The following is a 24,499-nucleotide window of genomic DNA, read 5'->3' as shown; positions in this document are numbered from 1 at the left end:
TGCGAAGCATCTTTGCCGCCATAGTAAAATCAATTACTACCGCAGTAAAGATGCTTCGCAGCGCTCGGCATGACGTTCTTGCTTAACATCACAATCCTTATCACCTTTCCTCTTCCTCTCCATGACCATTCTTCCCCTGGTGGCTGAGCACTGGCCGGCGGTGCGCGCCATCTACGCCGAGGGCATGGCCACCGGCATGGCCACTTTCACCACCGAGCCGCCCACCTGGCAGGCCTGGGATACCGGCCACTTGTCCACCTGCCGCCTCCTAGCCACCGATGAAACCGGCACCGTGCTGGGCTGGGTGGCCCTTTCGCCGGTTTCGGGGCGCTGCGTGTATGCGGGCGTGGCCGAGGTGAGCGTGTATGTGGCCGCGGCGGCCCGGGGGCGTGGCGTGGGGCTGGCCCTGATGAAAGCACTGGTGGCCGAATCGGAACAAAACGGTCTGTGGACCTTGCAGGCCGGCATTTTCCCCGAAAACACGGCCAGCGTGCGGCTGCACCAGGCCGTGGGTTTCCGGCAGGTGGGGCGGCGCGAGCGCATCGGCCAGTTGCGCGGCGCGTGGCACGACACCCTGCTGCTGGAGCGCCGCAGCGCCGTGGTGGGCACTACGAACCCGACGGAAAACTAATGCAGCCGACGCTCCGAACCTGCCTGCTGGCCGAGATGCTGGGCACGGCCATTCTACTGATTTTTGGGACCGGCGCGGCCGTCGTCGATGCCCAGACCCACGCGCTGGGGCACGGCGGCGTGGCGGCGGCCTTTGGGCTGGTGGTGTTCATCATCATCCAGAGCCTGGGCGAAACCAGCGGCGCGCACGTGAACCCGGCCGTGACGGTGGCCTTCTGGGCCATGGGCCGGTTTGAGGGGCGGCGGGTGCTGCCTTACGTGCTGGCGCAACTGGCCGGCGCGGCCGTGGGCAGCGGGCTGGTGAAGCTGATTGCCACCCCGGGCTCGGACCTGGGCGCGACGCTGCCGGCCCATGGCCCCTGGCAGGCGCTGGGCATCGAAACCTTCCTCACCTTCTGGCTCATGCTGGTGATTTTCCGGGTTACCTCGGGCTCCAAGGAAGTGGGCATGCTGGCGGGGCTGGCCATCAGCGTCACGGTGGCGCTGGAGGCACTGGTGGCCGGGCCCCTCACGGGCGCGAGCATGAACCCGGCCCGCTCGCTGGCCCCAGCCCTGCTCAGCGGTATCTGGATGGACTGGTGGGTATATGTGGCAGGGCCGGTGGCCGGCGCGCTGCTGGCCGTAGTGGTGGATGCCAGGCTGCAGCTGCGCCCCGCTGTTTCGGCCATAAGCGCTTCTGCAGTAGCAGCGGTGGCTGAAAGAGAGGTGTGACGATTTAAATGCAATACATTTAATTCAGAATGAAGCTGTTGTAAGCACTGGCGCAGAAGTAACTGTATCCAAGCCAGGCCTGCTGGTTCGACCGCCCTGGGCAGTCTGACCGGTTGAAGCACAGCGATTTCGCCCTGACGACAACCGGTCAGACCGCCTAGGGCGGTCGGACCGGAGCAACGCTTACCTCTGCCCAGAACCATAGGAATCGCGAAGATGCGTCGCTGCGCCGTGCTGGCTACTTGCGAAAAAGCCCCTGAAACGCCATTCCGAGAACACAAAAAAAGAGCCCCACCAATGCGGTGGGGCTCTTTTTTATCGTTTCCGGGCCAATGCTTAGAGCACGGGCGCGGGAACGGGAATGAACTCGAATCGGAATTCGACCCGGCGGTTTTTCGTCATGCCGGCGGGGGTGGTGTTGGGTGCCGCTGGCTCGCTCTCACCCCGGCCTTCGGTGATGATGCGGCTGGACTCGACACCCTTGTTGGTGAAGTAGCGTTTCACGGCTTCGGCACGACGCAGCGAGAGGCCCTGGTTGTACTCGTCGGTACCGCGGCTGTCGGCGTGGCCGATAATGCGCAGCTGATAGTCCGGGTGGGTTTTCATGGCTTGCGAAATGCGGTTGGCCGTGGGGTACGAGTTGCGCTCGATAACCGTGCTGTTGGTGCGGAACCGGATGGGCACCTGCAGTTTCAGCAAGCTGGGGTCGATGGCCAGTGGGCAGCCTACCGAATCGACGCGGGCACCGGCGGGGGTGTCGGGGCATTTGTCCACGTTGTCGAGCACGCCGTCGCGGTCCTGGTCGAGCACCAGCGGGCAGCCGTTGGCATCTACGCGGGTGCCGGCGGGGGTGTCGGGGCACTTGTCATCTTGGTCGCGCACGCCGTCATTGTCGGCGTCGGGGCAGCCTTTCAGCTCGGCCTTGCCGGGGGTATCGGGGCAGGCATCTTCGCTGTCGCGCACGCCATCGCCGTCGCGGTCGGGGCAGCCTTCGAGGGTGGCGAGGCCTTTCTCATCGGGGCACTTGTCCTGGTAGTCGGGCACGCCGTCGGCGTCGCGGTCGAGGGGGCAGCCGGTGGGGTCTACGGCCACGCCGGCGGGCGTGTTGGGGCATTTGTCCTTGCGGTCGGGCACGCCGTCGCCGTCGGTGTCCTTGGCTTTACCGAAGGCAATGGTGAGGCCCACGGTGTGCTGCAGGTACCGGTCATCGAACTTGTCGGAGTCGCGGATGGGCTCGCCGTCGATGTTGGCATTGAGGGGAATGTGCTGGCCGGTCTGAACGAACACGCCCACCGCATCAGAAAGCCGGAAGTTGATACCAGCGGCCCCGAACAGGTCGAAGTACGACTTGTTTTCGTTCACGCTCAGGCCGCGCACCTTGCCTTCGCGGCTCATGTACACGTAGCCGGGGGCGGCCAGCAGGTAGGGCTGCACGCGGGCGTCTTCCTTCAGGGTCCAGCCGTTATTCAGCTTCAGCTTGAGGGCCAGATTGGCATTCACCACGTTGGTGCTGAAGTAAGTGGCGGCACTCTGGGTACCTTTCAGCTCCACGTAGCTGCCCTGCAGGCTCAGGTCGAGGCCCGGGGTAAGGTAGCGGTTGATGCCAAAGCCGGGGCCGTAGGCGTTGCGGTCCCATTTCCAGAAGTCTTCGCCCAGGCTGCCTTTGTACTGGTAAGCACTGCCGAAGAGGCTGACGGCCGTTTTGCGGTCGGCCGTTTGGGCGTGGCCGTGCGAGGCGACCAGCCCCACGATGGCAACGGCTTGAAGAGTTGTTAAAAGGTGTCTCATATGGGAGGGTTTTAGGATAGAGAAAGGCCCCGAAAGCGCGAAAAAGCAGCACGCCGGGCCACACGCGTAGCTACCTGCTATACCCTACGAATTATATAAGGTTATAGATTAATTGCCCTCCAGCGGCTCGAATTGGCCCACCCGCCTGAGAATGAAACGGTATTATCGGCGTTTTTTTGGAGCTGCGGCGGGCAGCTGGGGGGGCGCGGGGGGCGTAATCAGCAGCGCAACAATGGCTGCAGCCGCCTCAAATTCATTTCCTCCCGACCTTTGCCCCTTCACCCCTTAAGATTACCCCCTATGGCCAGCCTCCTCCTCGGCGATTACAACGACCTCGAAGTAGCCCGCGAAACCAGCATCGGCCTCTACCTCACCTCCGACGACGGCGACCTGCTGCTGCCCGAAAAGTACGTGGAGGCCGGCACCCGCGTGGGCGACATCGTGCGCGTGTTCGTGTACCGCGACTCCGAAGACCGCCTCATTGCCACCAACCTGCGGCCCCTGGCGCTGGTGAACTCCTACGCCGGCCTCATGGTGAAGGACCACGGCCCGGCCGGCGCCTTCCTGGAGTGGGGCCTGGAGAAAGACCTGCTCCTGCCCTTCCGCAACCAGCGGCGCGACCTGCGCACCGGCGAGCGGGTATTCGTGTACGTGTACCTCGACGAGGAAAGCGACCGCCTCGTGGCTTCCACCAAGTGGAAGCAGTTCATCAGCAACGAGCCTTTTCGGGGCGAGCCCGGCGACGCAGTGAGCATCATGGTGGCCGACGAAACCGAGCTGGGCTACCCCATCATTGTGAACGGCACGCATCAGGGGCTGCTGTTTCACAACGAAGTATTCCGCCCCCTGCGCCTGGGCGAGCAGCTATCCGGCTTCCTGCGCCAAGTGCGGGCCGATGGCAAGCTCGACGTGCGCCTGCAAAAGGAAGGCTACGGCGAGGTGGAATCGGCGACGGATACGCTGCTCAAAGCCATTCAGGCCGCGCCGGGCGGCCGCCTGCCGCTGGGCGACAAGAGCCTGGCCGAGGACGTGTACCGCCGCGTGGGCATGAGCAAAAAGGTATTTAAAAAGGCCCTGGGGGCGCTGTTCCGGCAGGGACTGGTGCTGCTGGAGCCCGAAGCAACGGTGCTGAAGTAGTAGAACGACTAACTCCCCTCCTTGGATAAGGAGGGGAGTTTTTGCGTAGCAAAAACGGGGGTGGTTCGATTCGTTGAACGATGCCTGAACGAGGCAGAACGAAACCTGAACAAGGTCTGCACAAAGCTGCCCGAATTTCCTGGCGTTGGCCTTATGGCCTTTGCTTCAACCCGCGCCCGAAATACCCGTTCTACCATCGTCGTTCGGCTGTCGTTCAACGAATCCAACCACCCCCGTTTTCGCTGCGCGAAAACATCCCCTCCTTATCCAAGGAGGGGAGTTTGCCATCCCATCTATGAAAACTGCTTTACTCGCCGGGGCCACGGGCCTCATTGGTTCGCAATTGCTGCCGCTGCTGCTGGCTTCGGACCGCTACACCAAGGTAATTGTGGTGGGCCGCAAGGCCGTGCCCACCATCCATCCCAAGCTGGTGCAGGTGGTCACGGAGCTGGACAAGCTGGATGAGGTGCGCCTCAAGCTCATCGCCGACGACGTGTACTGCTGCCTGGGTACCACCATGAAGCAGGCGGGCTCGAAGGAGGCATTTTTCAAAGTCGATTTCCTGTACGTGGTGCAGCTGGCAGCGCTGGCGGCCAGCAACTTTGCCGCGCAGTTCATGGTGGTATCCAGCATGGGGGCCGATGCCGAAAGCTCCATCTACTACAGCCGGGTGAAGGGCGAAATGGAAGCCGCCGTGCGCCAGACGCCTTTCCGGGCCATTCATATTTTCCGGCCTTCGCTGCTGCTGGGCGAGCGGGCGCAGCCCCGCCTGGGCGAGCGCCTGGGGGCCGTAGCGCTACGGCTGGTGAGCCCGCTGCTGCGCGGCCCGCTGCTGAAGTACCGCCCCGTGACCGGGGCTACGGTGGCCGCCGCCATGCTCCACGCCGCCGGGGATGACGGCGGGGGTGTGCGCGTGCATCTCTCCGACGAGCTGGCCCGGGACTAACAGCTGGGACAACCTAGAGCAGTTTTCGGGTTTGTGTACAGCTTAGGAGGCCAGCAGGCAGTAGCGCGAACTTTGTAGTTCGCGTCCCCGCGCCGTTAGTGAATCGTTGACACGGCGCGGGGACGCGAACTACAAAGTTCGCGCTACGTGTACACGAATCTGAAAACCGCTTTAAGAACCTGCCGTAAAAATTGCTACCTGCCGCAACAGCACACTGCCAGCTGCCAGTGGGGCGCGCTGCTGCTATCTGCTGCATTGGCGGCCACTTCGGCGCGGGTTGCTCTGGCCGAAGTAGCCGCTGGTTTTTTCCTGACCGATACCGTGGGTAAGGGGCGCTGAACAAAAAGCGAACCCGGGTGTAAGGGTAGCAGCGGGTGGCCGTCTGGCCCCGCAACTATTCGTTATTTCCCCAAGCTCATGAAGTCCTTTTTGAACCTTACCGGCGCGCTGGCAGTGCTGGCCGCTCCGGCGCTGGCCCAAACTGCCCCCGCTCCATCACTCACGGCCTCGGCCCTGGCGGTGGGTAGCACTGCTCCGGCTTTTAAAGGCCAGGATGCCGCCGGCCGGCCAGTGGAGCTGCGCCAGCTCTTGAAAAAGGGTCCCGTGGTGCTGTATTTCTACCGTGGGCAGTGGTGCCCGTACTGCAACAAGGAGCTGAGCCAGCTGCAGGATTCGCTGCAGGTACTCACGGCCAAGGGCGCGCAAGTGGTGGTGATAACGCCCGAAACGCCGGCTAACATCGACCAGACGGTGGCCAAAACCAAGGCGTCGTTCCCCATCGTACATGACCAGAACCTGACCATTATGAAGGCCTATAAAACGGCCTTTGTGGTGGACGATGCCACGGCGAAAAAGTACCTGGGCTTTGGCGTCGACCTGAAAAAGGCCAATGGGCTCGACCAGAACATTCTGCCCGTGCCCGCCACCTACGTCATCGGCCAGGATGGCAAAATCAAGTTTGCCTACTTCAATACCGATTACCGCCACCGCACCAGCGTGCGGCAGGTGGCCCAGGCGCTGTAATTCCACTCGTCTAATCCCGTTTTTTCGCGCCATGCCTCGTTCACTCCATCGCCTGGGCCTGTGGCCCGCCATGCTTGGGCTGGCAGCCTGCACCAACACCAGCCCGGCCGAGCAGCCCCCCGCCCCAACCGTTGGGCCGGCCCTATACCGCGTCACGTTCGAAGCCACCTGGAGCGCCGACACGCACGCCAACTTCCCGGCCGGGGCGCATTTTTCGGCAGTTATCGGGGCTTCGCACCGGGCCGATGGGCTGCTGTTCCGGCCCGGCCAGCTGGCCAGTACCGGCATTAGGGATATGGCTGAGCGCGGCAACAATACCGCGTTGCGGGCCGAAATAACGGCCTTGGTAAGCAGTGGCGCAGCTTTCCGAATGTTGGAGGGGCGCGTCATCAACTCGCCGGGGATGGTGGCCGACACCATTCGCCTCGACGCCGCCCACCCCCGCCTGAGCCTGGTGACGATGATTGCGCCGAGCCCGGACTGGTTTGCGGCCGTGGAAGATGAAAACCTGCTCGATGCCAACGGCCAATGGGTGGCCCAGCGCCGGGTGCCCGCCCGTGCCTACGACGCCGGCACCGACAGCGGCCCCAGCTTCACTGCCCCCGACCAGGCCACCCTGCCGGCCGGCGTGGTAGCCCCGCTGCGGCTGCCGCCCGCCACCGGCTCCGCGCCCGACGGCCCGCCGCTGGGCACCTGGCTCCTGGAGCGCATCAAATAACCCAAAGCCAACCGGAGTGCCGGCAATTGTGCCCGCCGCACCATCGCGTTGCAACCGAAACGAGCGGCCCTGGTGGGTCGCTCGTTTCGGTTTATACCTGGTCGGCACCTGACAGCTACGCAGCCTGGCGGCGGCCTGACACGGAGTGGTGCGACGACTGGTTGGTCGTCGTACCACTGAACGCCTGTCTGAACAAGCCCACTGGGGAGTTTGTCGCACCACCTGGCTCTGGACTGCTACCTGCGGGCTGTGGCGCGCTTCCCGCCTTACTGCTTACTTTTGTCCAACTTTTAACATTACCAAACAGTGTTTTTTCATGAATTATTTACGTCTTACCGGATTTCTGCTACTACTGTTACCCGGCCTGGCCGCTAACGCCCAATCGAAGAAAAAAAGCAGCGGCGGGGGCAGTGGCAGCGGTTCGGGCTATAGCACGGGCATTGGCCTGCGCGGTGGCGGCTGGTCGTCGGGACTCACGCTGAAGCACTTTCTGGGCAGCGGCAAGGGCGTGGCCATCGAGGCCCTGCTCACGACGGAGTACAAAGCACACGGTGGCCGCCTCACCATTCTGGGCGAAAAGCACATTGGCGTGCCCGATGCCAAGGGCCTGCAGTTTTACTACGGCGCGGGCTTCCACGCCGGAGCCTACCAGGGCCGCTACTACTTTGCCGATGACCGGTTTTACTACAACGGCCGCAACGGCGACGTGTACTTCCTTAAAGGCAACAAAGGCGGTTATTACTACGACGAAACCACGTACCTCGCCATCGGAGCCGACCTGATTCTGGGCCTCGAATACAAGCTGCCCGACCTGCCCTTCGTGGTGGGCGTCGACTACAAGCCCTTCTTTGAAGTATTCCACGGCTACACCGGCTTCTACAACGATGCGGCCGTGAGCCTGCGCTTCACGTTCTAGTCCGATTTTTTTCCGAAGCAAAAAGCCTGTCGGCCGGAGCGATGCTCTGGCCGACAGGCTTTTTGCATTTCTGAACAGGCACAACGGCCGGCAGTGAGGCCATGCTGCGGCTGCAGCTGCCAGGACCGCCGCACCATGCCAGGGTCCTGCAGTATCATCATATTGGGATTTGACGCTACTTTTACCCGTCACTTCTCTCCATCGCCCCATGAGCTCCCTGATACAATTTGTTGCCAACTACGACGACCTTTCCACCGATAAGGGCTTCCAGTTCAAATTTCATTGCGATAAGTGCCGCAACGGCTACATGTCGCGGTTTCAGCCCAACGCCATTGGCATTGCGGGCAGCTTGCTGCAGGCGGCCAGCAGCCTGTTTGGCGGGCTGGGCGGGGCCGAAAACGCGGCTTACCACATTCAGCGGGCCGTGGGCGGTAAGGCCCACGACGATGCCCTGCAAACGGCCGTGGCCGAGGGCAAGCAGCAGTTCAAGCAGTGCACCCGCTGCGGCCACTGGGTGTGCCCCGATGCCTGCTGGAACCACAGCGCCGGCCTCTGCGAAAGCTGCGCCCCCGACGAGCAGGAGGAGCTGCGCGCCCAGCAGGCCCAGGCCACGAGCGAGCAAATCCGGACCAAAACGCGCGAGCAGGATTACACCAAAAACCTCGATTTCCTGAACCGCGACCCGCTGCTGCAATGCCAGAGCTGCCAGACCAAGCTGGCCCCCGGCCAGAAGTTCTGCCCCAGCTGCGGCACGCCGGCCACCGCCCAAACCCAGCCCCGCCACTGCACCAGCTGCGGCGAGGCGCTGAAACCGGAACAGAAATTCTGCCCCGGCTGCGGCACCAAGGCAGGATAGTGCGGAGCAGCAAGCCAAAACCACGTCAGGCTTAGAAGCTCCTGTTTGCGTTAATTCTTCTGATTTTAAACGGTGTAGAGACGCATCTTTGCGTCTTGTCGTTGGGCAATTTCCTTCAACGATGAGACGCAAAGATGCGTCTCTACACCGTTCCAGCGGTATTCTTCGCTAATTTAAGCAGGTTCTTAGCCAGCGTGTGTACCGCCGAAGCGCCGCTATCGCGCCAATAATCGACGATGATTGGCGTTGGGCAGAAGGCTGGTCCCGAAGCTTGCCAGCTGGCTGCTGGTTTGCGGCGGGCGTGGCGGACGGCCTGGCGGCCGTTAACTTTTTTCCGCTGATGAATGCTGCAACTCACGAATTTTAGCAAGTCCTACCGCGGGCGGGCGGTGCTGCGCATCGATTCGTTTGCCTTCGCCTCCGGCACCTACTGGATTCAGGGGGCCAATGGCTCGGGCAAGAGTACCCTGCTCCGCGCCATTGCCGGCATCACGCCGTTTGAGGGCGATATTCTGCTGGCGGGGCAACTGAGCGTTAAAAAGCAGTCGGTGGCCTACCGCCGCCTCGTCAATTTTGCCGAAGCCGAGCCCGTATTTCCCGAATTCCTGACCGGCCGCGAGCTGATTGACCTGTTCCGAACGGCCAAGAACGGCCCACCCCACCAGGAGGACTTCTACCTGGAAGGCCTGCACATGACGGCCTACGTGCACGAACCGGTCGGCACCTATTCGAGTGGCATGCTCAAGAAGCTGTCGCTGGTGCTCGCTTTTCTTGGCCAGCCCACCTGCATCGTGCTCGACGAGCCACTGACCACCCTGGACGCGGCGGCTATTCCGGTGCTGTGCACGTGGATGGCCCGCCAGCACGCCCAGCAGGGCACAAGCTTCCTGCTCTCCTCCCACCAGGCATTTGCGGCGGGGGCGCTGCCGGCCGTGCAGCAGTTGCTCATCGAACACGCCACCCTGCAGCATGCCGGATGAACAAACCCCTGACGCGCGTCTTGCTCAACGTCGTGGCCCGTGGCTTTTATCAGGAGCATACGGGCTGGCTGATTGTGCTGTTTCTGGGGGTGTTCGTCAACTTTTTCTGGACCCGGATACCCAACCAGAACCACCTCACGGAGGCGCAGATTCTTGCGAACGGCTTCCGGCTGGTTATCCTCGCGGTGAGCGAGCCCATTGGTGTGGCCGCGCTGCTCGGCGTCGGCTTTCTCTACAGCCTCAAGAGCTGGCATTACGTGGCAGGCCGCCTGAAAAGCCCCGACGTGCAGTTTCTGGCCTATAGCAGCAACGCCTTGCCGGGGCGAGAACAGGTCATGTCGTGGGCCGTGGTGCAGGGGGTTATCCTGTTGCCGGTGGTGGCTTTGTGCCTCTACGCCATGGTTATCGGGTTCTTTTTTCACCACTGGCTGGTGCCCGTGCTTCTGCCCGCCTACCTGCTGCTGCTCGCCCTGGCCGGCGCGTACTACTACACGCGCCTGCTCAGCAGCACGGTGGGGAAGCCGGACAAGCGGGCGGGCCTGAAGTGGGCGCGCCACTGGCCCAAACCGCTATTCAGCCTGTTCTTGTACGAAATCATCGCCACCAAGCGGATAACCTATCTACTGACCAAGCTGGCATCAGCAGCGAGTATTGCGTTGCTGCTTCTGGCTTTTTCAGACGCCCGCGCCGATGTTCGGCTGGCGGGTATGATAGCGCTGTGCTGTGCGTTCGGGCACGTCATCCTGGTCTTTCAAGCCGCTGAATTCGAGTTGTTTTACCTGCCCTTCGTGCGCAACCTGCCGTATGGCCGGGGACGGGCCTATGGCCGACAGGTGCTGTTGTACGGCGTGCTGCTACTCCCCGAGCTCGCGTGGCTGCTGACGGCAAACGGGTTCCGCGCCGGCCTGACGGCGGCCGCTTTGCTCCTGAGCGTGACCCTGCTGCTACGCGCCGTGCTCTACCGGACGGGCCAGCACATGACCATTTACCTGCGTATCGTAGTTAGCCTGTTTCTTTTCCTGCTGCTGGCCAACTTATTTGCATTGACCGGTTTGCTGGTCTTTGGGTGTGCCCTGGCGGCCGGGATATTGCTGTTGAGATACCACTGACTGCCAGCCGCCCCCGGAGAGAGGACTGTGCACATGGCAGCGGCCGGAAAGAACGAAGCGGCAAAACGGCTTCGGCGGCGCGGGCGGGCCAGTGGAGCATCACGTTCTCCCACTTCCCAGCCGCAACCAACTCGCATTGGTAGAACGGGGCCTGGCGCATCATTCAACCCTAGTCGCAGTACCTTGTTCGGGCATTAGCTACGTATGGTTTTTCATGCCTGATTCTTCCCACCCTCCACTACCGGCCGACCTTCTCTCTTCGCATGACCTGTTGCAGGTGGTGCTCAGCACTTCCCAAAACGGCATTATGCTGCTGCGGCCCGTGTATGATGCCGCCGGCACCACCATTGTGGACCTGGCCTGGGCGTACCTCAACCCCGCCGCCCGGCAAATGCTGAGCCTGCCCGAGCACCCCACCGAGTCCTTCCTCACGCTGTTTCCGACGGCGGTGGCGGCCGGGGTGTTCGGCTTCTACCGCGACGCGTTTTTGAGCGGCCAGGAGGCGCGCCGCCAGAACAACTACCAGCACGACGGCCTCGATGGCTACTACCTGCTGGTGGCCCAGCGCCAGGGCGAGCTATTGGTGGTGAACTTCACCGACACCAACGACCAGGCCCGCTCGGCCATCGTAGAGGAGCTGCGCATCAGCCAGGCCCGCGAGCTGGAGGCCCGCGCCGAAACCGAGCAGCAGCGCCAGCAGCTGGAGCAGATGCTGCACGACGCCCCGGCCATGATTTGCGTGTTCGACGGGCCGCAGCACACCTTTCAGTTCGTGAACCCGGCCTACCAGGCGCTGGTGGGCAACCGGCCCCTCGTAGGGCTGTCCGTTGCCGTGGCCATGCCCGAGCTGGTAGACCAGCCCATTTTCGACCTGCTGGATAGTGTGTACCAGACCGGCGAAACCTTCCGGGCCTCGGAGATGCTGGTGCAGCTCGACCACGACAACGAAGGCCGCCAGGAGATGGAAAAACGCTACTACAACTTCATCTACCAGGCCCGGCACGACCAACGGGGGGCCATCACCGGCATTTTCGTGTTTGCCTACGATGTAACGCCGCAGGTACTGGTCCGCCAGGAAGTGCAGAACCTGAACGAAGAGTTAGCGGCCATCAACGAGGAAATGGCCGCCACCAACGAGGAGCTGCGGGCCAGCAACGACGAGTTTATGGCGACCAATACGGCCCTGGCCCACTCGGAGCAGGCCCTCTACAGCCTCAACCAGGAGCTGGAAAGCCGCGTGGTGGCCCGCACCCAGGAAAGCCAGACGGCCCGGGACGAGGCCGAGCGCCAGCGCTTCCGGTTCCAGCGCGTGTTCGAGCAGGCCCCGGTGGCCATCTGCGTATTTCGCGGGCCCGACTACGTGCTGGAAATTGTGAACCCCCCCATGGCCCGCATGCTGGGCCGGGCAAAGAGCCAGCTGGTGGGCCTGCTATTTTTTGAGGCGGTGCCGGAAATGGAGGAACAGGGCCTGCGGGCCATACTCGACGAGGTGCGCCGCACGGGCGTGGCCTTTGTGGCGCAGGAGCAGCCTATTCGCCTGGCCCACCACAAGGCCGACGAGGTGGGGTACTTCAATTTTGTGTACCAGCCGCTGCACAACGAGCAGGGCCAGCCCACCGGCATTACCTGCATCGCCACCGAAGTAACCGAACAGGTGCTGGCCCGCCAGACCACCGAAGCCGCCGCCCAGCGCCTGCGCCTGCTCACCGATGCCCTGCCCGTGCTCATCTCCTACGTTGACCGCGACGAGCGTTATCAGTTCGTGAATCAGTCGTACCGCCGCTGGTTTGGCCGCGACCCCGAAACCATGATGGGCAAGTCGGTGCTGGAGATAATCGGCCCCGCGGCCTACGCCCCCGTGCAGGGGTACATTGCGCGGGCGCTGGCCGGCGAGCACCTGGAGTTCGAAGCCCGCATGCCCTACCGCGAAGACTTTGTGCGGCACATTCGCACCGACTACATTCCCGATGTGCACCACGGCGAAGTGCGGGGCTTTTATGCCCTCGTCACCGACATTACCGAGCAGGTGGAAGCCCGCCAGCACGTGCAGGAGCTGAACGAGGAGCTGGCCGCCATCAACGAAGAAATGCTGACCGCCAACGAGGAGCTGCGCGACACCAACGACCGCCTCAACCACACCAACGTGGACCTGGACACGTTCGTTTACACCGCCTCGCACGACCTTAAAGCCCCCATTGCCAACATCGAAGGCCTGCTGCTGGCCCTGGCCGAGCAGCTACCCGCCACCGCGCGCCACGCCCCCGACGTGACCCACCTGCTGGACATGATGAGTGGCTCGGTGACCCGTTTTCAGCGCACCCTGGGCCACCTCACCGATGTGAGCAAGCTGCAGCAGGCCCACACCGAGCCCGCCGAAGCCGTGGACCTGGCCGCCCTGGCCGAAGCCGTGCGCCTCGACCTGGAGCCGGCCCTAGCCGCCGCCGCCGGCCACCTCACCCTGGACGTAGCCGACTGCCCCACCGTGCGCTTTTCGCCCAAAAACCTACGCAGCATCCTGTATAACCTGCTCAGCAACGCCATTAAGTACCAGGTGCCGGACCGGGCCCCGCAGGTACTGCTGCGCGTGGCGCGCCGCCAGGGCCAAGTGCAGCTGGAAGTGCACGACAACGGCCTGGGCCTGACCGAAGCCGAGCAGGCCAAGCTGTTTGTGATGTTCCGGCGCCTGCACACCCACGTCGAGGGCACCGGCGTGGGCCTGTACATGGTCAAGCGCATGGTCGAAAACGCGGGTGGCAGCATCCGGGTGCAGAGCGAGCCGGGCGTGGGCTCCACCTTCACCGTATTGCTGCCCGACCGCGCCTGAACCTAACCCCCGGCCGTTACGTAGGGGTAGCTATGCCCAAGCTAACCAGTGTGCTGTTGGTCGATGACGACCCGACCAATAATTTCCTTAACGAACGGCTGCTCAAGCGGCTGGCCGTGACGGAACACATTTTAGTGGCCGAAAACGGGCAGGAGGCCCTGGCCGTAATTCAGCAGGCCAGCACCGCGCCTCAGCCCAGCTACCCGGCCCTTATCCTGCTCGATATTCAGATGCCCGTTATGAATGGCATTGAGTTTTTGCAGGCCTACCAGCAATTGCCGCTGCCCCAGCGGCGCGCTACTACCGTGGTGGTCCTCACCACTTCCATGGATGTGCGTGACCTGACCCGCCTCGAAGCCCTGCCCGCCGCCGGCCGCATCACCAAGCCCCTCACCCTGGAAAAGCTCGATGCCGTGCTCCAGCAGCACTTCCAGTAGCCAATCAGCCCCCCAGGAAGCTGTTTGAGGTAGCCCTGATAAGCCGCCACCGGCAATCCTGTCCAATCCCGTCATGGCATCCACTTTCGAGTGGCTGGCCGTTGGCCTATCACCGCTTAAAAAGACAGCGCGATGCTCGTTGTCACGTTGCCGTAGCTGCGGTTATCGGGATTATCCGTGCGAAAAAACACGCCGCTCGCCCCGTTCAGGTACCGGCCTTCGACGCGGCAGAGCACGTTGCTGGCGGGCGCGTAATCGAGGTTGAGCGAGCCGCCGACCACCCGGAAATCGGCATCGAAAGCGGTGGGCGAAATGCTGTTGATGATGACGCCGCGCTCGGCGTAGTAGTACTCGCCGCGCAGCGTGGTGGAGAACTTTTCGGCCAACTTGTACTTCACAAAAGCCGAGGCCGTGTGCCAGGTATCGTACTTCTCCTGGCTGGCGCTCTGCTGCTTGCCCACGTCGAACACCAGTGCCAGGTTCACGCGCTCGGTGGCGGCGTAGGTGATGTAGAAATCGTGGAAATAGCGGCGGCGGATGCCCAGGCCGGTAGGCTGCTCGTTGCCGTAGAACGTGCTGCTGTTGATGAGCACCTTGTCCGACGGCTTCCACTGCAGCTGGGTGCCGAGGGCCTTGGCCTGGTTGGTTTCGCGGATGTTCTGCCAGCCGTTCAGCACCAGCCCGGTGAGGGTGAGCTTGGGGCCGACTTCGTAGGTGAAGCGGGCGCCGGTTTCAAAATAAGGCGAATTTTCGGCGTTCAGCGAGCGGGTGAGCGTCCAGTTGTCCTTCGACAGGGCCGACTCGAAACCCAGATGGGAGCTGAAAATTCCGAAGTCCAGCCACGCCTTGGCAAACGGCCGGAAACCTGCGTACGCCTCGTAGATATGCCGGAACACCTGGTCTTCCTTCGAGTAGTTGGCCGCCGGATACGAGCCCGTGTGCAGGCCCACCGTGCCGCGCACCGTGCCATCGTTGTAGCGAACCCCAACCAGCGCCTGGTTCACCGTGAACTCGTTCTGGCGGTTGTGCGAGAAAATAAAGGAGGGCCGGTTATTGCCATTGGCATAGTCAAAATCATAGCCGTAGTAGCCATCCACGAAGCCATAGTAGCTGAGCGGCGAGGGTGTGGCAGTGGCAGTGGCGACGGCAGGCGGCGGTGTGGTTTCGGGAGTAGTTTGGGCGGTGGCAGCCAGCGGTAGCGCAGCCAGCAACAGAGAGATAGAAAGCTTCATCAACAAATTTTACAAAAAATAAATTACCGGACGGCCAGCGAGTCCAGCGCCCGGTTTAGTTGCCATACGTTCACTTTGGCCGGACCGAAGAACGCCAGCAGCGGTTTTTCGACGTGGCGCGCCACCAGCGCCCGGACCTGGGCCTCGGGTAGCCCCCGTACCCGCGCCACCCGTGCCACCTGCACCAGCGCCCCGGCCGGCAAGAGGTGCGGGCCGCTCCCCGCGCCGCTGGCCGTGAGCAGCGCGGCAGGTACCAGGCCGGTGGGCACCGTGGGGCGCTGCTGCGCGAAAGCGGTGAGGCGCCTGTGAACTGTTTTCAGACATGCCGGATTCGAAGGGCCTTTAGTGGAGCCGCTGGAGGCATGGGCCTGGTAGTCGGTTGCTGAGGGCCGCGAGTTGAAATACCCGGGCGCATCAAACTTCCGGTCCCCGTTGGCCAAGCCCGCCACGGGGCTATTGCGGCTGATTTGGACGCCGGCGCCGGGCGCAGCCTGCGCCACGGCCGCTGCAAGGACCGGGCCCAGGATGCAGCACAGTACCAGCAGAGCGATGGGAAGGCGGAAGGCGAAATTGAGCTGGGTTTTCATGATTGAGGAGCTTAATGGCGGTTGCTGGCGCGCGTCGGCGGCGCGGGCCAGCAACCGCCCCCGATACAGGGCACCATCACCCCACCTGGCCCATAAACTCGCTGCTTCCGGCGCAACAGCGCCAGCCTCCGCCGAGGCCGGCGACGCACAGAATCGCGATGAGGAAAAGGCGAGCCATACTAGGTTTGATTGATGGGGCTGCCCGGGCCTTTACCAAACCGGGCCCGAATTCCCTTATAGCTGATTATTATGATTCAACAATCTGAAATCCAGATAATAAACTTTCACTATTGCAATTTATTGATTTTCTCAAACGCTAAAAACCGGGTCATTCTGACCCGGTGTGGCGGTCAGAATAACCCGGTTTCTAAATTTCAGCAGCGGCCTAAGTATCTGCCACAGGTGGCGCTACTTTATCAATTTTGCCAGGGTAGCGCCGAGTTCAACGCCGTGCAGGTTTACGGCCACAATTTTGCCGTCGGGGCCCACCAGAAAGTTTTGTGGGATGGCCTGCACGGCGTAGCGCTGGGCGGCGGCATTCTGCAAGCCTTTCAGGTCTGCTACCTGCGTCCAGGCCAGGTGGTCGAGCTTGCCTTTGACGGTATAGGCAAACGGCGTTTGGGCCTGGCCCAGGCACGGCAGGGCCAGCAGCAAGGCGAGTAGGTGCTTTTGCATACGAGTGGGAAGTTGGTTGTGGAAAGATTTACAGGAACTTCACCGGCCTAGTATAGCTAGTCCCGCGGCACCTTTCTCAAGGTTGGTCTGCCGGCAAAAAAGTATGTGCAAAGGGCGCAAAACTCCGAGCGCGCCAACAGCAGCCAAGCCCCAAACAGTCATGCTACGGGCAGCGCTCAGCATGAATTTCTCCATATCCCGGCCTACAACCCGTACTCCTGAATCTTGCGGTAGAGCGTTTTGGTGCCGATGCCGAGCTGCCGGGCGGCTTCCATCTTGTTGCCGCCGGTGTCGAGTAGCACCTGCCGAATCTGGCGTTTTTCCTGGGTACGTAGGGTGCGGTCGGTGGCCTCGTCGAGGCCGGGGGCGGGCGGCAGGTGGTGGAACTCGGGCGGCAGGTCGTCCACGGTCAGGGTGTCGCCGTCGGCGAGGATGGCGGCGCGTTCGAGCACATTTTTCAGCTCGCGCACATTGCCGCGCCAGTCGTGGGCGCGTAGCTGGGCCAGTACCTCCGGCTCGAGGCCGCGCAGGCGGCGGCGCAGCTTGGCGGCAAAGAATTGCAGGAAGTAGTTGGCCAGCTCGGGCACGTCGTCGCGCCGCTCATTGAGGCCGGGCACGGGCACCGTGAACACGGCCAGGCGGTAGTAGAGGTCGGGGCGGAAGTGGCCGGCTTCGGCTTCGGCGCGCAGGTTGCGGTTGGTAGCGGCCACAATGCGCACGTCCACGCTGGTGGGCCGGGTGTCGCCCAGCTTGGTAAACTGCCGCGTTTCCAGCACCCGCAGAAACTTGGCCTGCACATTCAGCTCCAGCTCCCCTATCTCATCCAGAAAAATAGTGCCGCCGCTGGCTTCTTCCAGCAAACCCTTTTTATCGGCCAGCGCCCCCGTAAAGGCCCCTTTCTTGTAGCCAAAAAGCTCCGATTCGAGCAAATCGCGCGGAAAGGCCGAGCAGTTCACGGCCACAAACGGCTTGCTGCGGCGCGGGCTGGCCTGGTGCAGGGCCTGGGCAAACAGCTCCTTGCCCGCGCCGGTGGGGCCTTCCAGCAGCACGGTGCTGTCGGTGGGCGCGGCACGCTGGGCCAGGCGCTTGGCCTGCTCCAGCGCGGCCGAGTGCCCAATCATCGACTCGAAACTATACTGAGCGCCGACCTGCTTCTCCAAATCGGCCACGCGGCGCTGGAGACGCGCTTTTTCGGCGGCGCGGTCGACTACCACGAGGAGCTGGTCGTCGGAATCGCCCTTGGTGAGGTAGTCAAACGCGCCTTCCTTCATGGCCCGCACCCCGTCGGGAATGGTCCCGTAGGCCGTCATCAGCACCACTTCGGCCAGCGGGGCGAGGGCCTTGTAGCGGGGCAGCAGGTCGAGGCCGCGGCCGTCGGGCAGCTTCACGTCGCTGAGCACCACCAGTACCTCATTAGTCAGCTCTCGCAGGGCTTCGAGGCCGCGCATGGCGTCGGGAGCCTGGCGCACATGGTAGCCTTCCAGCTCCAGGGTGCGGGCCACGGCCTGGCGCAGCATGGCTTCGTCGTCGATGAGCAAAATGGTGCCGGTGGGCATGGGCGGGGCAATAAAGGGTGGGCGCAAACGCCCGTCAAAGCTACGCCGGCGGCTCTTTGCGCCTTCCCGCGGCGGCGGGGCCGCTAGTGCCGGCTAGCCAGGCCCATGCGCTCCACGGTTTCGCCTTCGAAGTCGAACTCAATCAGAATAGCCGGCTCGTCGCCCACCACCCAGCCGTCGTGGCCCGGCGCGATGGCTACCGCCTGCGGGGCCACAAACGCTTCCATCGCGCCGTCGGCATACTGAATATTTATCTGGCCGCTGGCCAAAAAGCCCACGTGCGCGTGCATGCACAGCGGTGTGCCCACGATGTCCTTCAGGTTTTTCGACCACCGGAAGCCCACCGGATACACAATGCGCTTGACGCGGGCATTGCCGGTGGGCACTACATCAACGTGCACACCGCCGACTTCGCGGTGCGTAGCGCCCTTCATCGGGCCGAGGAGAGAGGACATTTCCATGCCCTAACCTACGCATTTTCAGTTATTTTTTCGTCATGGCGGCGGCCACTACCTTGGTGTTGGCCGGCAGCGGTACTTCGCGGGAAGTTTCGAATTTGCCGCCTTCGGGGGCGGTTTCCTCCACGCGGCGCTGCACCACGCGCAGGCGGCGGCCATCAACGTGCAGCACGGCCAAATCGGAGCTGGTGCCGGTGGCCGCCGAGTAGCTGCGGAAACCCATGAGCATGCCGGGCGGGAAATTGGCGGCTTTGGCCTTGGCGGCGTCCACTACATCGGGCTTGCCCACAAATTTGCCCAGGTCGATATCCATCGGTGCGCTGCCCTGCACCACGAGGTGGGCGCTGGTGCGCGGGTGAGCGGGGTCGTCGGCATCGGGGGCGGGCTGAAAGCGGAACGACGCTTTCAGGGTTTCAACTTCCTTGAGGGCGGGTATGACGGTTTCGGGCACGGCGGCCGTGCCATCGGCGGCGGGAGCGGCGGCAACCGCCGTAATGGAGTCGGCTTTGCCGGCGGCGGCAGGCGTGGCGGCGGCTTCGGGGGGCGGGGCTATGGGCGCGGAAGTGACGGGGGCCGTTTGGTTGCAGCCGGCCAGCAGCAGGACCGCGCTCAGGGTCAGAATCGAGGATTTCATAAAAAACGGGATGACAGCAGTTCGGGCTGTAAGATTAAGCATAATTGCTGAACCCCGGCTTTTTCAGCGCTCGGCGCAGCTTAACGGGGCAACGGCTCCAGATTTGGATAAGGACAACCAAAAAGCCCGGCCGCGTTTCCGCAGCCGGGCTTTTCAGGAATTGATTTTAGGACCGAAACGCCGCTTACCAGCGACGGCCATGGCCCCGGCCCCGGTAGCCATAGTTCGGGCGCGGCGCATAGTACACCGGTCGGGGAGCATAGTACACCGGGCGCGGCGCGTAATAAGGCGCGGGGGCGATGATAACCGGAGCCGGCGCGGCATATACCACGGGCGGGCGGGGCGGGTAGTACCGGGGACCATAATAAGCCCGGGGCGGGCCATAATAGCCGCCCCCGATACGCACCGAAACCTGGGCACTGGCCACCTGGCTACCGAGCAGCAGCAGGAACAGGCCCAAAGCAAAAACTACTGATTTAGTCCGCATAAGAATTCGCGCCGAAGCACGCTGATTAATGATGGAAGGACGATAACTGGATTTTAGACGCAAACGCCGCCACAAGGTTTAATGCGTTGGCCAGGGAAGTTGGATGCGGTAGGTAGCATCGGCCGCGCCACCGAACAGGTCGTAGCCGGGGCGCACGTAACCGCTGATGATGAACCGGTTATTTTGCTGCGCGTGAATGGCAGAGCACTTCCCGGCTGGGCCAAGAGCTGCTTTGGTACTGCGGAATTTACAAAAAACCAGGAGCAAAAAAAGACCGTCATGCCTCGAATACGCTCGGCATGACGGTCTTTATATCCCAAGGGACTGCGCTCTTACTTCTTCCGGTAGCCGGCGTTTAGGTAAGCCAGCACGGGCGTGGTGATGTCGAGGTTTTTCTCGCCGTAGGCGATGGTGCCGCTGGGCGCGGCAATGAGAATCAGCTTGTAGCCGTGGGCTTTGCCGTAGGCTTCCACCTTCTTGTTCACGCTTTCGAGCACGGTTTGGGTGAGCTTGGCTTCTTCCTGCTGCGCCTGCTGCTGCAGCATCTGCTGCTGCTGGCCCACCTGCTGCTGCTGCTCCTGAAGCTTCTGCTCGGTAGCGGCGCGCTGCTCGGCGGTGAGGCTGGCCGCCTGCTTCTGGTAGGCTTCCACGTTGGCTTTGAAGCCGGCTAGCATGGTCTGGTTCTGCTTTTCCCAGCCGCGGGCCTTGCCCTCGAAGGCTTTGCGCGCATCCTTCATGCCTTGGTAGCCGTCCAGCATTTTGCCCGACTCCACGTAGGCCAGCTTGCCCGAGAAATCGCCGGTGTTGTCCTGCACGGGGGCGGCGGCCACGGCGGGCGCGGCAGCATCGGCGGGCGAAGGGGCGGTGGTGGTGGTATCGGCGGCGGGCTCGGGGGTGGCCATCACGGCCGTGCTGCTATCGGTAGCGAGAGCGGGTGCAACGGGCGTGTGGTTGAAATGCAGGAAGTACAAACCGGCCACGGCCAGCGCCAGCACAATGTTAATGGTAAGCTGAAGAGGGTTTTTCATTGAAAGCGAATGATGAGGAATGGACAAAAGTAAGGGTAGACCGCGAGAAGGTGGAGAGCAATGCAGAACATGATGCCGCGCGCCGCGCAGCATCGCCCGTATGCTGCCCGCAGTTTAGTGCGCAGCGCGCAACTGCGGGCCTCCTCGTAATGCGAGTTTGCAACTCGCTGCCGCGAAGCGGCAATCCAACGGCCATCATCAGTGCCCAATTACAATGGCCGTTTCGCGGCCGTGAGTCACAGACTCACCTTACCATCGGCCAGCAGTTACGCGCTGCGCGCTAAACTGCGGCCAGCAACCGCAGCTCTCCCCCCGCCCCACTACGCCGGCACGGCCAGGTGCAGCAGGGCATCGCCCTGGTTCACCACGGGCATGTAGTTCAGGCCAATCACGTAGCCGCTCAGGGGCGACTCCAGCCGCACCGACTGCGCACCGTAGGGGTCGGCCACGGAGCCATAAATCTGGCCCTTCTCAATAAACTGCCCGTTCTCGACGTGCGCCCGGAACAGGCCCGCAAACCGGGCCCGCAGCCACGTATGCCGACGACAAATAATGCCCGGCCGGGCCGGCGCAGGGGCTTCTGGCCCCATGCCCAGGTGGTGCAGCACCCGCAGCGTGCCCGCCACGGCCTCCTCAATGCCGGGCTCATCGAGCCGCAGGCTCTCGCCGGTTTCGTACACGATGATGCGCTTGCCCAGTTCCTGCGCCGCCTCGCGCAATGACCCGCCCCGCAGCCCCGCGTGCAGCGTGAAGGGCGCGCCAAAGGCGGCCGCCATGGCATCCACCGCGGGGTCGATGCCCAGCAGGGCGCGCACCTGCGGGAAGTTGGACCGCGCCGCCCCGCCCGTATGAAAATCGATGCCGTAATCAATCAGCGGCATGATTTCGCGCATGAAGCGGTGGGCCACCCGCCCGGCCAGCGACCCGCGCGGAAACCCGGGAAACGAGCGGTTCACATCCTTGCCATCGGGCACGTCGCGGCTGAAATTCAGGAAGCCGTAAATATTGAGAATGGGAATGGCGATAACCGTGCCCCGCAGCGGCGCCAGCAGCTCGCGCCGCACCAGCCGCCGGATGGTTTCAATGCCGTTCACCTCATCGCCGTGCATGCCGCCCATGAGCAGCAGCGTGGGGCCGGGCTCCTGGGCGCGCAGCACATGCACCGGCACGTCAATCACCGTGCCCGAGGGCAGCTTCGAAATAACCAGCCGCGTGAGCACCCGCTCGCCGGGCTGAATGGTGAGGCCGTTGAGGTGAATGGCAGCGGAGGTAGCAGGCATAGGCTTGGTTGAACGATAAACGCCCCTCCTTACCAAGGAGGGGATGGTCGTGCTTTAGCGCGAACGGGGGTGGTGCCACCGGAGGGTGGGCGTCGAACGGGTTGGCCGCAAAGCCAGAACGATGCCAGAACGACTCATTTCCGAGGCCGCGCCCACCAGCCGCGAGTCGTTCAACGCCCACCCTCCGGTGGCACCACCCCAATTTTCGCTACGCGAAAATTTCCTCTCCTTGGTAAGAAGAGGAATAAAACCTCCCCGCTCCTACTTGCCCGCCGGCACGTCCGACTGCGCATCCACGGCCCGGACGGAGTCTTTTTTGGGTTTGGGCTTCTCTCTTTTTCTGGCGGCGAGGTCGGCCGTGTATTCGATGATGCGGCCGGCGATGTCCTGCCCGGTGGCTTTTTCAATGCCTTCCAGGCCCGGCGAAGAGTTGACTTCGAGTACCAGCGGGCCGCGCTTGCTTTGCAGCATATCAACGCCGGCAATGCCCAGGCCGAGGGCTTTGGTAGCCAGCAGAGCGGCAGCTTTTTCGGCGCGGGTGAGCTTGACGAGGGTACCCGAGCCACCCCGGTGCAGGTTCGAGCGGAACTCGCCCTCCTTGCCCTGGCGCTTCATGGCCCCCACCACTTCGCCATCCACCACGAAGGCGCGCAGGTCGGCCCCCTTGCTTTCCGCAATAAACTCCTGCACGATGATGCGGGCCTTGAGGTTGTGAAACGCTTCAATTACCGACTGCGCGGCTTTGGCCGATTCGGCCAGCACCACGCCCAGGCCCTGGGTGCCTTCGAGGAGCTTGATGATGACCGGCGCGCCGCCCACCTGCTCAATCATGGCCGGCACGTCGGCCGAGAAGTTGGTGAAGGCGGTTTTGGGCATGCCCACGCCGGCGCGGCTCAGGATTTGCATCGAGCGCAGCTTGTCGCGCGAGCGCACAATGGCTTGGCTGTCGATGGCCGTCCGCACCTTCATCATCTCAAACTGCCGCACCACGGCCGTGCCGTAGAACGTGACCGAGGCCCCAATGCGCGGAATAATGGCATCGAAGCCCTCCAGCAGTACGCCCTGGTAGAGGATGCCGGGCTTCCCCTTTTCCAGCACAATGTTGCACTGCAGGTGGTCGATGACCACGGCTTCGTGGCCCTGCGCAAGGGCAGCCTCCACCAGCCGCTGGGTGGAGTAGGATTTGGGCTCACGCGAGAGAATGGCCAGTTTCATCGTGGAGTTATAAAGGAGGTGGAGAAGCGGGGCAATGGAATGGGGTGGAGTACCGCGCCACAAAACTAGTCAGGGGCGGGTGCGCCGGGCAGTGGCACGGGCCAGGAACTTGCAGGAAAGGTTGCGCCGGGCCACGTCAACCACAAACCGGCCCTGCCGCAACAGGCTGCGCCCCAGCAATACGGGGTATTTCATGTCGGAGCGGTCGGAAAGCGAAAAATCGGCTTCAAACGCTTTGCCGTAGAGCTGCACCACCGCCCGAATGACGTAGCGCTCCTGCACCTCGCCGTTGCTGGAGCGAATGTCGCGCAGGGCAAACTCGCTGAAGGTGAGCGGGCAGCCATCGGCCCCCACATGGCCGGGGTCGAGGAGGTTCACCACCAGCACGGGCGGCTGCCCGGCCGGAGTTTCAATGTGAATATTGGTGCAGTGAATGGCGCTGGTGTACGCGCCGGTGTCCACCTTGGCCTCTACGCCCACGAGGGCAAAAGCCGGGAAATCAACCAGCTCGCGGCGGCCGAGGATGCGCTTGACGGGACGATTCATGCGGTGAAATGGGGCAGGCGGAATGGGTGGACCAGCATTATGCGGGCCTAAAAAACGTCATGCTGAGCTTGCCGAACCATCCCGGCCGCAATACTAAACCCAAATGATTGGATTAGTTGCGCGGTAGAGATGCTTCGGCAGCGCTCAGCATAACGTGCTGTTCGGGCAAAACCTTAGCGGTACTTGTCCAGCGGGTCGATGTTTCTTTGCTCGTGGGTGCGCTGCTCGTGCGTGAGGCGCTCGTACTCGCGCTGGGTGCGCTGCTCGTAGCTGAAGCCGCCGTAAGCTGCGATGCCGCGCTTAATCAGCCCCAGCCCCCAGAAGAACGTGACCCACAGCGGCCAGGGAATTTCGATGTGGAATACGCGGCCGGCATGGTGCGCAGGCTCGAAAGCCCAGATAACCCACAGTATCGCGTTCACGAACAAAAACGACAGCAGGCTCGATTGGAACTTGGCGCGGGCTTTGGCCTTTTGCCACAGGTAGGGGTCGCGTTGCAAGGTTTCCATGAGCTTGGGGATGAGGTTGGTTGGAATTGATGATTAAATATAGCAGTTTGGCTTTCCCATCCGCAAGCACGTGTTGCCGAACGGTCGGAAAAGGCTTCCCAAGCGTCGAAAGCAAGGGTTGAGCTGCGCGCCGTATTACCCGCATCAGTACCAAATGCTGCTGCGTAAAGTATTCATCGCCGCCGTGCGGGTTTCATTACACCCCCTTCCCTTTATG

General features: G+C 62.7%; 25 protein-coding genes. 12 read left to right on the top strand and 13 right to left on the bottom strand.

Annotated elements, in window-relative coordinates:
* Positions 1-121 precede the first annotated feature (121 nt).
* Positions 122-631: a GNAT family N-acetyltransferase gene (locus tag HBN54_RS13465; RefSeq protein WP_168673725.1), complete on the top strand. Its 510-nt coding sequence runs from the start codon at positions 122-124 to the stop codon at positions 629-631.
* Positions 631-1,341 (top strand): MIP/aquaporin family protein, encoded by a 711-nt coding sequence (locus HBN54_RS13460; protein WP_168673724.1) that lies wholly within the window; start codon positions 631-633, stop codon positions 1,339-1,341. Before HBN54_RS13465 ends, HBN54_RS13460 begins: the two co-directional genes overlap by 1 nt.
* A gap of 336 nt (positions 1,342-1,677) precedes the next feature.
* Here the strand turns inward: HBN54_RS13460 and HBN54_RS13455 are convergent, their stop codons facing one another.
* Complete coding sequence (locus HBN54_RS13455) at positions 1,678-3,129, bottom strand: OmpA family protein (RefSeq protein ID WP_168673723.1); 1,452 nt, start codon at positions 3,127-3,129, stop codon at positions 1,678-1,680.
* A 300-nt stretch (positions 3,130-3,429) separates the two neighbouring features.
* Here HBN54_RS13455 and HBN54_RS13450 point away from each other — a divergent pair, with 300 nt between their 5' ends.
* The 10 genes from HBN54_RS13450 to HBN54_RS13405 all read left to right on the top strand — a co-directional run bounded on the left by HBN54_RS13450 (position 3,430) and on the right by HBN54_RS13405 (position 14,075).
* Positions 3,430-4,266 (top strand): CvfB family protein, encoded by an 837-nt coding sequence (locus HBN54_RS13450; protein WP_168673722.1) that lies wholly within the window; start codon positions 3,430-3,432, stop codon positions 4,264-4,266.
* Between the two features lie 295 nt (positions 4,267-4,561).
* Positions 4,562-5,212: an NAD-dependent epimerase/dehydratase family protein gene (locus HBN54_RS13445; protein ID WP_168673721.1), complete on the top strand. Its 651-nt coding sequence runs from the start codon at positions 4,562-4,564 to the stop codon at positions 5,210-5,212.
* A gap of 417 nt (positions 5,213-5,629) precedes the next feature.
* Positions 5,630-6,235, top strand: a complete 606-nt coding sequence (locus HBN54_RS13440; protein ID WP_168673720.1) for a peroxiredoxin-like family protein — start codon at positions 5,630-5,632, stop codon at positions 6,233-6,235.
* A gap of 31 nt (positions 6,236-6,266) precedes the next feature.
* Positions 6,267-6,953: a spondin domain-containing protein gene (locus HBN54_RS13435; RefSeq protein ID WP_168673719.1), complete on the top strand. Its 687-nt coding sequence runs from the start codon at positions 6,267-6,269 to the stop codon at positions 6,951-6,953.
* 316 nt (positions 6,954-7,269) lie between these two features.
* On the top strand, positions 7,270-7,869 hold the full coding sequence (locus HBN54_RS13430; RefSeq protein ID WP_168673718.1) for a hypothetical protein: 600 nt from the start codon (positions 7,270-7,272) through the stop codon (positions 7,867-7,869).
* 208 nt (positions 7,870-8,077) lie between these two features.
* The gene (locus tag HBN54_RS13425) at positions 8,078-8,725 is read left to right on the top strand and encodes a zinc ribbon domain-containing protein (RefSeq protein ID WP_168673717.1); all 648 of its coding nucleotides are present in this window, start codon (positions 8,078-8,080) and stop codon (positions 8,723-8,725) included.
* Between the two features lie 344 nt (positions 8,726-9,069).
* Positions 9,070-9,705, top strand: a complete 636-nt coding sequence (locus HBN54_RS13420) for an ABC transporter ATP-binding protein (protein ID WP_168673716.1) — start codon at positions 9,070-9,072, stop codon at positions 9,703-9,705.
* Positions 9,702-10,814 (top strand): hypothetical protein, encoded by a 1,113-nt coding sequence (locus HBN54_RS13415; protein ID WP_168673715.1) that lies wholly within the window; start codon positions 9,702-9,704, stop codon positions 10,812-10,814. The genes HBN54_RS13420 and HBN54_RS13415 overlap by 4 nt, the downstream gene beginning before the upstream one ends.
* Positions 10,815-11,028: 214 nt before the next feature.
* The gene (locus HBN54_RS13410; protein ID WP_168673714.1) at positions 11,029-13,638 is read left to right on the top strand and encodes a PAS domain-containing sensor histidine kinase; all 2,610 of its coding nucleotides are present in this window, start codon (positions 11,029-11,031) and stop codon (positions 13,636-13,638) included.
* A gap of 32 nt (positions 13,639-13,670) precedes the next feature.
* Positions 13,671-14,075, top strand: coding sequence for a response regulator (locus HBN54_RS13405; protein WP_168673713.1), 405 nt, complete (start codon positions 13,671-13,673; stop codon positions 14,073-14,075).
* A gap of 116 nt (positions 14,076-14,191) precedes the next feature.
* Here the strand turns inward: HBN54_RS13405 and HBN54_RS13400 are convergent, their stop codons facing one another.
* The 12 genes from HBN54_RS13400 to HBN54_RS13345 form a co-directional block, all read right to left on the bottom strand.
* The gene (locus tag HBN54_RS13400; protein WP_168673712.1) at positions 14,192-15,307 is read right to left on the bottom strand and encodes a porin; all 1,116 of its coding nucleotides are present in this window, start codon (positions 15,305-15,307) and stop codon (positions 14,192-14,194) included.
* A 23-nt stretch (positions 15,308-15,330) separates the two neighbouring features.
* Entirely contained in the window at positions 15,331-15,894 is a 564-nt protein-coding gene (locus HBN54_RS13395) for a potassium-transporting ATPase subunit C (RefSeq protein ID WP_168673711.1), read from the bottom strand.
* 408 nt (positions 15,895-16,302) lie between these two features.
* Positions 16,303-16,569 carry a peroxiredoxin family protein gene (locus HBN54_RS23255; protein ID WP_210428057.1) on the bottom strand — a complete coding sequence of 89 codons (267 nt, stop codon included), beginning with the start codon at positions 16,567-16,569 and terminating at the stop codon, positions 16,303-16,305.
* Between the two features lie 203 nt (positions 16,570-16,772).
* Complete coding sequence (locus HBN54_RS13385) at positions 16,773-18,125, bottom strand: sigma-54-dependent transcriptional regulator (protein WP_168673710.1); 1,353 nt, start codon at positions 18,123-18,125, stop codon at positions 16,773-16,775.
* An 83-nt stretch (positions 18,126-18,208) separates the two neighbouring features.
* Entirely contained in the window at positions 18,209-18,580 is a 372-nt protein-coding gene (locus HBN54_RS13380; RefSeq protein ID WP_168673760.1) for a cupin domain-containing protein, read from the bottom strand.
* Positions 18,581-18,608: 28 nt separating this feature from the next.
* Positions 18,609-19,217 carry a hypothetical protein gene (locus HBN54_RS13375; protein WP_168673709.1) on the bottom strand — a complete coding sequence of 203 codons (609 nt, stop codon included), beginning with the start codon at positions 19,215-19,217 and terminating at the stop codon, positions 18,609-18,611.
* A 184-nt stretch (positions 19,218-19,401) separates the two neighbouring features.
* Complete coding sequence (locus tag HBN54_RS13370) at positions 19,402-19,704, bottom strand: hypothetical protein (protein ID WP_168673708.1); 303 nt, start codon at positions 19,702-19,704, stop codon at positions 19,402-19,404.
* A gap of 332 nt (positions 19,705-20,036) precedes the next feature.
* Positions 20,037-20,732 carry an OmpH family outer membrane protein gene (locus tag HBN54_RS13365; RefSeq protein WP_168673707.1) on the bottom strand — a complete coding sequence of 232 codons (696 nt, stop codon included), beginning with the start codon at positions 20,730-20,732 and terminating at the stop codon, positions 20,037-20,039.
* A 320-nt stretch (positions 20,733-21,052) separates the two neighbouring features.
* Entirely contained in the window at positions 21,053-22,012 is a 960-nt protein-coding gene (locus tag HBN54_RS13360; RefSeq protein WP_168673706.1) for a succinylglutamate desuccinylase/aspartoacylase family protein, read from the bottom strand.
* A gap of 261 nt (positions 22,013-22,273) precedes the next feature.
* Positions 22,274-23,227 carry a 30S ribosomal protein S6--L-glutamate ligase gene (gene rimK / locus HBN54_RS13355; RefSeq protein WP_168673705.1) on the bottom strand — a complete coding sequence of 318 codons (954 nt, stop codon included), beginning with the start codon at positions 23,225-23,227 and terminating at the stop codon, positions 22,274-22,276.
* Positions 23,228-23,296: 69 nt separating this feature from the next.
* Positions 23,297-23,773 carry an ATP-dependent zinc protease family protein gene (locus HBN54_RS13350; protein WP_168673704.1) on the bottom strand — a complete coding sequence of 159 codons (477 nt, stop codon included), beginning with the start codon at positions 23,771-23,773 and terminating at the stop codon, positions 23,297-23,299.
* 173 nt (positions 23,774-23,946) lie between these two features.
* Complete coding sequence (locus HBN54_RS13345) at positions 23,947-24,282, bottom strand: 2TM domain-containing protein (protein ID WP_168673703.1); 336 nt, start codon at positions 24,280-24,282, stop codon at positions 23,947-23,949.
* Positions 24,283-24,499 lie beyond the last annotated feature (217 nt).

It is taken from the genome of Hymenobacter artigasi, from assembly GCF_012275535.1.
In the GTDB taxonomy this organism is placed as follows: domain Bacteria; phylum Bacteroidota; class Bacteroidia; order Cytophagales; family Hymenobacteraceae; genus Hymenobacter; species Hymenobacter artigasi.
The sequence above is the reverse complement of the archived record's forward strand: the minus strand, read 5'-3'. Positions and strand labels throughout refer to the sequence as shown.